Source organism: Komagataeibacter xylinus NBRC 15237, assembly GCF_001571345.1.
Classification (GTDB): Bacteria; Pseudomonadota; Alphaproteobacteria; order Acetobacterales; family Acetobacteraceae; genus Komagataeibacter; species Komagataeibacter xylinus.
This window is the reverse complement of sequence record NZ_BCTP01000144.1, coordinates 1-697: the sequence shown is the minus strand read 5'-3', so window position 1 is coordinate 697 and position 697 is coordinate 1. Positions and strand designations below refer to the sequence as shown.

The following is a 697-nucleotide window of genomic DNA, read 5'->3' as shown; positions in this document are numbered from 1 at the left end:
CAAAGCGGCGCGCGGTTTCGCCTCCTTTGACTGGATCACAAAGGACAGCTGGACGCGCCGCAGGCGGGTGGTGGCCAAGGCCGAATGGCGCCACGGCAACCGCTATCATCGCTTTATTGTCACCACGCTACCGCAGGGAATGTCCGACCCCCGCCATCTCTACGAACAGATTTACTGCGCACGCGGGGATATGGAAAACCGCATCAAGGAATGCCAGCTGGATCTGTTCTCAGACAGGACATCCTCCCATACCATCCGCGCCAACCAGCTCCGGCTGTGGTTCTCGGCCGCAGCCTATGTCCTGCTCACCGCTCTGCAAAAGATGGCCCTTGGGCAGACCTCTCTGGAGAAGGCGACCTGTGGCACCATCCGCGCACGACTGCTCAAAATCGCGACAGTCGTAAAGGTCAGCGTGCGTCGAATTGTCCTGTCCATGCCCGATATATTCCCTTGCCAGCACGAATTCGCCCTCGCTCATGCACGATTGCGAAGGCTCCGCCAGGCTTCCTGACGAAACAGACAGTGCACAGACCACATACTCACAGCCATCACCGCCTTCTCAGGCGCTAAGACCCCAACTGCGTCCAGAATCTGCCTCCAGAGGCAAAATGCCGTTGTCATTCCAGATCAGACGCACAGGACACAGCTCTCAGAACAGAGAATAACACTCTTCAGACAAAATGTGAGAAATCCGCGT

1 protein-coding gene is annotated in these 697 nt (G+C 57.4%); it reads left to right on the top strand.

Annotated features, from left to right (window positions below; genetic code table 11):
• A partial coding sequence (locus tag GXY01S_RS16800) for a transposase (protein ID WP_156470355.1) occupies positions 1-511 on the top strand: 511 nt, incomplete at its 5' end.
• Positions 512-697 lie beyond the last annotated feature (186 nt).